Source organism: Psychrobacter sp. AOP31-B2-9, from assembly GCF_052378005.1.
GTDB lineage: Bacteria > Pseudomonadota > Gammaproteobacteria > Pseudomonadales > Moraxellaceae > Psychrobacter.
Genome location: NZ_JBQSXG010000128.1, coordinates 1 through 8,329 on the forward strand (window position 1 = coordinate 1; position 8,329 = coordinate 8,329).

Annotated in this window: 8 protein-coding genes; 3 read left to right on the forward strand and 5 right to left on the reverse strand. The window is 42.0% G+C overall.

Annotated elements, in window-relative coordinates; genetic code table 11:
* A partial coding sequence (locus tag ACT3SX_RS12130) for a sulfite exporter TauE/SafE family protein (protein ID WP_444518704.1) occupies positions 1–743 on the forward strand: 743 nt, incomplete at its 5' end.
* A gap of 88 nt (positions 744–831) precedes the next feature.
* On the opposite strand, the gene ACT3SX_RS12135 is transcribed toward ACT3SX_RS12130, so the two are convergent.
* Complete coding sequence (locus ACT3SX_RS12135) at positions 832–1,425, reverse strand: glutathione S-transferase family protein (protein ID WP_192520484.1); 594 nt, start codon at positions 1,423–1,425, stop codon at positions 832–834.
* Positions 1,412–1,858 carry a VOC family protein gene (locus ACT3SX_RS12140; protein WP_192520483.1) on the reverse strand — a complete coding sequence of 149 codons (447 nt, stop codon included), beginning with the start codon at positions 1,856–1,858 and terminating at the stop codon, positions 1,412–1,414. The genes ACT3SX_RS12135 and ACT3SX_RS12140 overlap by 14 nt, the downstream gene beginning before the upstream one ends.
* Positions 1,859–1,962: 104 nt before the next feature.
* Between ACT3SX_RS12140 and ACT3SX_RS12145 the strand changes: the two genes are divergently transcribed.
* Positions 1,963–2,958: a LysR substrate-binding domain-containing protein gene (locus ACT3SX_RS12145; protein ID WP_192520482.1), complete on the forward strand. Its 996-nt coding sequence runs from the start codon at positions 1,963–1,965 to the stop codon at positions 2,956–2,958.
* Positions 2,959–3,274: 316 nt separating this feature from the next.
* Here the strand turns inward: ACT3SX_RS12145 and ACT3SX_RS12150 are convergent, their stop codons facing one another.
* Genes ACT3SX_RS12150 through ACT3SX_RS12160 form a run of 3 tightly spaced genes read right to left on the reverse strand, consistent with a single transcriptional unit; the run spans position 3,275 to position 6,829 of the window.
* Positions 3,275–5,305: a TRAP transporter permease gene (locus ACT3SX_RS12150; RefSeq protein ID WP_192520481.1), complete on the reverse strand. Its 2,031-nt coding sequence runs from the start codon at positions 5,303–5,305 to the stop codon at positions 3,275–3,277.
* The gene (locus ACT3SX_RS12155) at positions 5,280–5,822 is read right to left on the reverse strand and encodes a DUF1850 domain-containing protein (protein ID WP_192520480.1); all 543 of its coding nucleotides are present in this window, start codon (positions 5,820–5,822) and stop codon (positions 5,280–5,282) included. The genes ACT3SX_RS12150 and ACT3SX_RS12155 overlap by 26 nt, the downstream gene beginning before the upstream one ends.
* Positions 5,823–5,839: 17 nt before the next feature.
* Positions 5,840–6,829, reverse strand: a complete 990-nt coding sequence (locus ACT3SX_RS12160; RefSeq protein WP_192520479.1) for a TAXI family TRAP transporter solute-binding subunit — start codon at positions 6,827–6,829, stop codon at positions 5,840–5,842.
* 673 nt (positions 6,830–7,502) lie between these two features.
* Between ACT3SX_RS12160 and ACT3SX_RS12165 the strand changes: the two genes are divergently transcribed.
* On the forward strand, positions 7,503–8,270 hold the full coding sequence (locus ACT3SX_RS12165; RefSeq protein ID WP_192520963.1) for a hypothetical protein: 768 nt from the start codon (positions 7,503–7,505) through the stop codon (positions 8,268–8,270).
* Positions 8,271–8,329 lie beyond the last annotated feature (59 nt).

The following is an 8,329-nucleotide window of genomic DNA, read 5'->3' on the forward strand; positions in this document are numbered from 1 at the left end:
TATTTATTGTCTTTACTCAGATGGGTTATAGTCCTGACAATATTATGCATTTGGCGTTAGGTACGTCACTTGCGACTATTATTGTGACGTCTATCAGCTCGTTAATGGCGCACAATAAAAAAGGCGCCGTCATGTGGCCTGTCTTCAAAAACCTAGCACCCGGTTTAGCGATAGGGTGCTTTTTAGGGGCAGGGATAGCAGGGCAGATATCTGGGTTATATCTTCAGCTTATTGTTGGTGTGTTTTTGCTGTGGGTCGCCTACAAGATGTTTAAGGGTGGCAAAAAGAAAGTCGCTGCAAACATGAATAGTGCTAGCAATACGGATTCGGCGGTTGACTCAACGCTGCCTTCAAAACCTAAGCAATTGGCAGCAGGCGGGGTTATTGGTGTTGCTTCTGCCATTTTCGGCATCGGCGGTGGCAGCTTAACCGTACCTTACCTTACTCGTTACGGTGTAGTGATGCAAAAAGCGGTTGGTACTTCGGCGGCGTGTGGTCTACCCATCGCGATTGCCGGTGCGTTAGGGTTTATGTTTTTTGGAATGAAGCAGCAAGTAGATGTGCCTAATACGATTGGCTTTGTCCACGTCTATGCCTTTTTGGGCATTAGTATCATGAGCTTTTTTACGGCAAAGATAGGCGCCAAGGTAGCTCATATACTGTCACCACAAATCTTAAAGAAATGCTTTGCCGTACTGTTGGTCGTTGTGGGTTTCTATTTTCTTTATAAAGCGCTGCGTTAAGTATTGGTAGCGGTGTCAGAGATAAAGGTCACGAACAGCATTGGTTCGTGACCTTTATTTTTAATGGCTTAGCTCCCGGCTATTATCATTAGTTACCAGGCATAGATACATAACCTGGCAACTGCTCTAGGCGATTCATCCATGCCTTAATATTGCTATAGCTGTCTATAGCAACCTCTCCTTCGTGTGCAATTGAAATATACGGATAAACTGCGCAGTCAGCAATAGTAGGACGGCTAGCTGCCAGCCAATTATGGTGAGCAAGATGATCGTCAATCAATGCTAGTATCTTATACGAACGCTCTAAAGATTGCGTTAAATCACCTTCAAAACCGAATTTTTTGATCAAACGTGCTACGTTAGGTCCGTGCTGTATCTCATTAGAAGCAACAGACAACCACTGCATCACATCAGCTTGCAGATGTGCTTCGCTAGGCCACCACGCTTCACCACCATACTTGTTGGCTAGGTACACCAGTATGGCTTGTGCATCTCTTAATATGACAGAGCCATCTTCTAAAACTGGGATTTCTCCCCACGGATTGAGTTTCAGCATGGCTTCTTTTTTATGTTCACCTTGCATAAAATCAATAGGCACGATGTCTAAAGGTATGTCGATCAGTGAGGCAAACAGCCTTACTTTATAACAGTTTCCAGATAGCTCTAAATCATATAGTTTCATGGTTTTTTCCCTCAGATAGTAGTTGATTAAATTCTAGTACATTTCCATCTGGATCACGGATAAACAAAGCGATCCTTCTTGACCCTAAATTTTTCGGACCTTCCGTAACTTCTATTCCTTCTGCAAAAAGCCAGCTTTGAAGCTCATTTATACCATCAATAATGAATGCCGGATGTGTCATACCGGGTTTTTTAATCACTTCATCGAGTAAAAGGTTTTTTCTGTTTTTTATCTTTGCTGCATTAAAAATAAGATTAATTCTTACACCTGCTGGTGTGATCATTTCGTTTGCTTCACCTTTAGGGATGCGATAGGTTTCTTTGAACCCAAGACGCTCATAGAACGTAATAGCTTCGCGTCTATTACTGACTCTAATGCCAACATGATCGTAGGCAAGCGCAACCTGTAAGTTTTTATGAGTTACATTGCTCATAAGGTGTTTCCTATATCAATGTTGATATATCCACTATGACACTTTGCCATTTAAAAGATAATACTGTAATTTTGATAATGATATTTTCAATAAATGAGACAGTTATGGACCGACTGCAAGCAATGTCTATGTTTATAAAAGTGGTGGAGGTTGGCAGTTTTTCTACAGCCAGCAAGGAATTGAACGTGCCATTGCCAACTCTAAGTAGAAAGATAGCTGAACTGGAAAACCAACTGGGCGTTCGTTTATTGCATAGAACCACCAGAAAGTTATCTTTGACAGACTCTGGAAGTGCCTATATAGAATCTTGTAAAAGAATATTGGAGCAGGTCGAAGAGGCAGAGGGTAGGGCAAAGGGGGAGTACTTAGAACCAAAAGGCGATTTGGTGATAACAGCGCCCATTATGTTTGGAAGGTTGCATGTGCTACCCATTGTTATTGAGTTCTTATCTTTATATCCAAATATAAACGTGCAGCTTTTATTATCGGATAGGAATGTGGATTTGTTCGAAGATGACGTAGACATGGCCATTAGAATAGGCACGTTGCCAGATAGTACGATGATAGGCACCCAAGTAGGAACGATGCGAGTTGTGACCTGTGCAAGTCAGCAGTTCCTGTTGAAACAGCCAGAACTAGCGTCACCTTACGACTTAACTCAACGCTCTTGTATATTGCTCAACACGGCAAAGACGACTCCTCACTGGCGTTACAATCTCCCAAACTCTGAGTCAACAGTACACATAGATATATTTCCTAGACTGATGGTTAATGATAGCGATTCTGCTGTTAAGGCTGCTGTAAAGAGCGTGGGTATCACGCAGCAATTACATTATCAAGTAAAGCGTTTTATAGATAATGGCGATCTAAAAATCATATTAAATGAGTTTGAACCTGATGCAGTTCCAATACACTTGCTGCATAAGACTCGAAAGTATTTGCCACAGAAAATGAAGGTTTTTTTAGAATTTATAGTACCAGCACTTACCAATAGCATTGGTGAGCTATCAGCTGCTAAATGGTTGGTCATTGGTTGTAGAAATACTCATAAGAAAGATATCTCCTATCCAATCAATAGTCTTGCTGAACTAATAAAATAGTCAGCGAATTACTAAACAGCTACGGCGTTATCCTTCTTAGGTGTACTGCTTGCACAATCTGCAGTCGGCTGCCTTGTACCTATTTTAGAATTCTTTGACTATAGTAGAAGAAGTATAAAACCGATACGATCGTATTATCGTGCTACTGACACACATTTTGCTTGTGTGCTGTATTCACAGAGGTTGCGAAACATTTATCCCAGTAGCACTGTAGCGATTTAAAAATACTTTGACTATATAAGACATGAAAGAGAGACTGTTGTTAATAGTCTCTCTTTAACATACCGTCAGTAAAGCACGATATGTGGTTCATTTTTTAGATACTTGCCGATGCGACAGCTGTTTTGTTGGATTTTATATTCCATGCGGCAACGACTAATACGATGATACCACCTGCTAAATCTGTCATCAGCTCAGGATAAATCAAGAGTAATGCACCGACCGCTAGTATGACACGAGCTATCGGGCTCATCACCCCTTTGAAGAAACCTTCAAGCGCAGAACTAAGCGCAATAACGCCCGTAACCGAGGTGATCACGACAACAATAATATCCATGACTGGTGGTAGTGGGAACTCTTTAGCAGTCACTGCCAATCCTGTCGGATCTATCATCAGCATTGTTGGGTTGTAGATGAACATAAAGGGAACAATGAATCCGGCTAATGCCAGTTTCAGCGACTGAAACCCTGTCTTCATAGGATCACCACCAGAGATACCAGCGCCTGCAAAGGCAGCCAAACATACAGGTGGGGTGATATTGGCAAAGATACCAAAATAGAAGACAAACATATGCGCCGCTAAGATAGGAATATCAAAACCAGCCAAAGCCGGTGCTGCCATGGTTGCAGTAATAATGTACGCGGGAATAGATGGCAAGCCCATGCCTAGTACCATTGAGGCGATCATGGTTAGGATTAGCGTGAGTAATAACGATCCTGCTCCTAGTGTAACGATAGATGAAGTCATCACTGTGCCAAAGCTGGTTAGACTCACCACGCCAATGATGATACCTACTACCGCACAGGCTGCCATGACAGCTAAAGATTGACGAGTACCAGATTCTAGTGCGCCCAGTACATCCTGAAAGCTCATCCGCGTCTCTTTGCGAAGCATACTCATGACAATGGTAAAACCAATCGTGTAAGCTGCTGCAAAGCCAACCGGAACCGATTCAGCCAACAGGTATACTAAGAAAACAATCGGCAATAGCATATGCCCACGGGCTTTTAACACTTCTTTCAGCTCAGGCAAGCTATCTTTAGCAATACCTTTGAGATCACGTCGACCTGCACGAAAGTGTACTTGAGCGATGACGCCTAAATAATAAAGAACCGCTGGCAATAGGGCTGCAAGCGCAATCGTGCTGTATTTGACCCCTGTGGTCTCCGCCATAATGAAAGCGCTCGCCCCCATGATCGGCGGCAAAACCTGACCACCAACCGAAGCACTTGCCTCTACGGCACCAGCAAAGTTTTTATGATAGCCGACTCGCTTCATTAAAGGGATAGTAAATGCACCAGTACCTACTACGTTGGCAACCGCTGCACCATTGATACTACCCATGAAACCGCTGGAGATGACCGCTACTTTTGCAGGCCCACCCTGTTTATGTCCTGCGAGCGCCAATGCTAAGTCGTTAAATAGCTGTCCCATACCTGATCGTGATAAAAACGCACCAAATAAGATAAACAAAAAGATAAAAGTAACAGAAGCACCGATGGCTGTAGAGTATAGACCCTCTGTTTTGAGATATAGCTGACCAAAAATATCACCCACATCGTAAGGTCGCGTGAGCAGGCGATCTGGCATGAAACCTAAGTGACTAAAGAAGGGATAAGCCAAGAACACCAGAGCAAACAAAGGCAGAATAAAGCCCGTGATACGCCGCGTACCTTCCAATACACACAAGACAGTAATGATTGAAAATAATATATCCCACTGATTAGGTATGCCACCGCGGACGGTAACGATATTTTGATACTCTATCAGTAGGTAGGCTACACCTGATAAAGACATGAAAAACAAAATCCAATCATACCAAGCGACTCGTTGACGAGAGGAACCTTTGGCCGCAGGATAAATCATAAAAATGAGAGCAAAACCTACGCCTACGTGAACGGAGCGTTGGAGTAATGCAGGCATCGGATTAAAGGTGATATATAAGTGAAATAGCGCATAAGCAATAGCGAGTGCTGACAACAACCAGCCCAATTTTTTGTTGCTAAGCTTACGAGTGATGGATTCTTTATCGAATTTTTCCAAAATTTCTTGCTGTTTTTCTGCAGAAGGGTTCGCAGAATCAGCCGATAAGTCTTCCTTATCACTTGGTGCTATAGGCGTGCTCATAGCAGGACTCCTGAAGTAGTAACTGCCATAAGGACAGCTTTTTGGGAACAAAATAAATAGTAGTATAGTCATCAACCCAGTTGTAAACAGGTAAGATGCCGTTTGTTATAATCACGTGTGCTTTGATGTTATGAGATACCATCCAGTTTAGATAGGGTAGGGATGTTTGGATACGGTATTGAATATAGTTTGGATAATCTTTACTGTTGTTGGATACGATTGTCTCAGTTGATGGAGTTCCTGCGCCAAAAGTTTGCATATAAGTATCGGTTAGTAAAAAATCATCAGATCGGACTTGATAACGCTCTATCCACCACTGCTTTTCTACAGAGTGTAACCATTTAATATCAAAAGAACTTTCTTCGATGTAGCAGGATTCCTGATTAAAGCTCAATACAGTTACCTGCTGACGCAAGACCCAGCCACTACCGATGATGATCAGCAATATCACGAATGTTACGACCATAAATAAACCAGTACCGCGCTCTACGCTGTACTGGTTTTTATGATTGCTCATCTATGATTTATCCAAGCTTATTGGCTTGCGGCTTGCTCATCGTAGTACTTCTGGGCACCAGGATGTATCGGGGCGACCATACCTTGTTGTGCGGTTTCTAAGCTAATACCACCTGCAGACTGATGCGCAGTTTTTAGTTTGTCCATACTCTCAAAGAAAGTTTTGGTCAGTTTGTAACCATCATCTTCTGATAAGTCTGAACGTACTACAAACGCATTCATGATAGCAGCGGTAGGTATGGCAGTTTCGTTGCCGTAAGTACCTGCAGGAATTTCTTTAGCAATGAAGTAGGACTGATCTTGTGCAATTCTTGCTATATTTTCAGGGCTAATACTTACTATCTGTAAATCGAAGCCTTGCTCTAACTCCATCAGTGAAGAGTTCGGTAAACCACTGGTTAAAAACGCCGCGTCAAGCTTACCCGATTTCAAGGCGTCTGCTGCTTCTGCATATCCCAAGTAATCAACTTCGACATCATCGTAGGTCATGTCAAAGCCATTAAGTAAGTTGCGAGCGTTAACTTCTACACCAGAGTTCTGTGCACCCACGGCGATACGCTTACCGCGTAAATCTTCGAAGCTCTCAATGCCTGAATCCTGCGAGGTAACAACCTGTACGTAATTGGGGTATAGAGTGGCGATCTGCTGAACATTCGTGATAGGACTGCTGAAGTTGTTCTCACCTTTGATAGCATCACTTAATACGTCGCTCATCAGAAAGGCCATTTCAACTTTTTCTTGGTTGAGTAAGTTGATGTTTTCGACCGAGGCTCCGGTGGTTTGGGTTTTAGAGTTAACACCATAAGTCGTATTGTAAGCTTCAGTAAGTGAGGTTCCAATAATATTATAAGGACCTGACGCACCACCGGTCGCAAGCGTAGCAAATTTAGTATCAAGTTGGTCGGCAGCTTCCGTGCTGGAGACTGAAGCATCATCCGAACAAGCCACAAGCGACATGCTAGTAGCAACAACTAGTCCAAGAAAAGATGCTTTAATAGTAGATTTCATGTTTCCCTCGTTTGAATATAGAGTAGCTTTACTTACAAAAGCTATTATTTTTTTCACAGATACGTAATCTTTTAATAGTATAGGATTTATATTAGATTTCAAGATGAAATTCAGGAATCTTGGAGAATCTGTGAATATTGCTTTTTTGTATATTTTTAAGTACAGGTTAGCAGCTTGTTATGTTTGTTTATTCGATGGACAGGATTATGAGTTAGTTAACAAATCCAAGAGCCAGCATTCTGTCTGCCGGAATGCATTGTCAACTAGAGAAATGCGCTCACTAAAAAGCCGCAAAATGTAAATAGCCATGGGGCAGATCTCCATGGTTAGCAACGCTAATACGTAGCTTTATCGAGTCGCTTATGCGCGTTAAATTCATTTCGATGACTTTTGGAGAGGCACAAAAAAACCCACTATTATTTGCTATATCAAATAATAGTGGGAGTAATATTTGGGTCAGTAGAATGGCGTTCTGCTATCAGTTCACCACTTTTGACGCTGAGTAAATGATTACTCAATCACAACTTCTGCCAGCGAGTAATAAAGTATCATACTGAACGGCACCATCTATACCTTACAGTTACATTTTGGAGTAGTAAAGTTTCGTACTGAGGTAACTAGATATGGAGTGTATCTTACCCCCTAAAATAGATTAAATAAAAAGGAACTCACCTTGAGATTATCTTTCATCGGATTAGCGATAGCTTTTGTATTGGTTGGTTGTGGAGAGGATAGTACATCGTATTCAGCACCACCAACTGATGGCGAAGTCACACCAACTGAACCATCTAATACGACCTCTTTAGCTTGCCTTAATCCAACGCTGCAAACCCCAGGCACGACGATTGATCTAGAATATGCTTCAGATGCTGCTATAGATTTTGGACTTAACGATGTTCATGAAGTTGTAGAGTCAGTTCCGGAATATAAAGGCTTTAGCGAGGTATTAGCTAAAAGAGAAGGTCAATCTACTGTGTATGTAAAACACGACGAAGTTGATCAATCAGTGATCACTCTAGGGCAAACTGACAGTGATGCTGGAATGGAAGTTGATTACCAACCGAGCGGCTTAAAGCAACATTATAACTTAGAAGAAGGTGAGACGAAGCATTATGCAACAGTCACTATGGTTGAAACAACAGATGGCGAAATGAAGTCTTATGACGCGGATACTTCATTAAAATATGTTGGTAGAGAAACCATTACGGTTCCAGCAGGCACGTTTGAGACTTGCGTATTTGAACACAAGTTTTACGTTGTTCAAGACGACGGAATAAGCACTGATACGTTATACACTCGTTATACTGGCGTGGATAACGGCGTAACAATCAAAGAAATAACGGAAACAACATCGTCTGAGTCTGAAGATGTTGGCTTATTCAATGATACGATATTATTGGAGAAAGGAAATATCAATGGTCAAGCCATACAAGGTTTATAGTCAGTTAACGCTCCTTGACCTCGTTCTTCTTTAATCCACTTCTGTTGTTTTTTAGAGAG

Excerpts from the sequence above, each read along its gene's own strand:
- ACT3SX_RS12135 (WP_192520484.1), bottom strand. The coding sequence starts at position 1,425 with ATGAAACTATATGATTTAGAGCTATCTGGAAACTGTTATAAAGTAAGG.
- ACT3SX_RS12150 (WP_192520481.1), bottom strand. The coding sequence starts at position 5,305 with ATGAGCACGCCTATAGCACCAAGTGATAAGGAAGACTTATCGGCTGAT.
- ACT3SX_RS12140 (WP_192520483.1), bottom strand. The coding sequence starts at position 1,858 with ATGAGCAATGTAACTCATAAAAACTTACAGGTTGCGCTTGCCTACGAT.
- ACT3SX_RS12160 (WP_192520479.1), bottom strand. The coding sequence starts at position 6,829 with ATGAAATCTACTATTAAAGCATCTTTTCTTGGACTAGTTGTTGCTACT.
- ACT3SX_RS12145 (WP_192520482.1), top strand. The coding sequence starts at position 1,963 with ATGGACCGACTGCAAGCAATGTCTATGTTTATAAAAGTGGTGGAGGTT.
- ACT3SX_RS12155 (WP_192520480.1), bottom strand. The coding sequence starts at position 5,822 with ATGAGCAATCATAAAAACCAGTACAGCGTAGAGCGCGGTACTGGTTTA.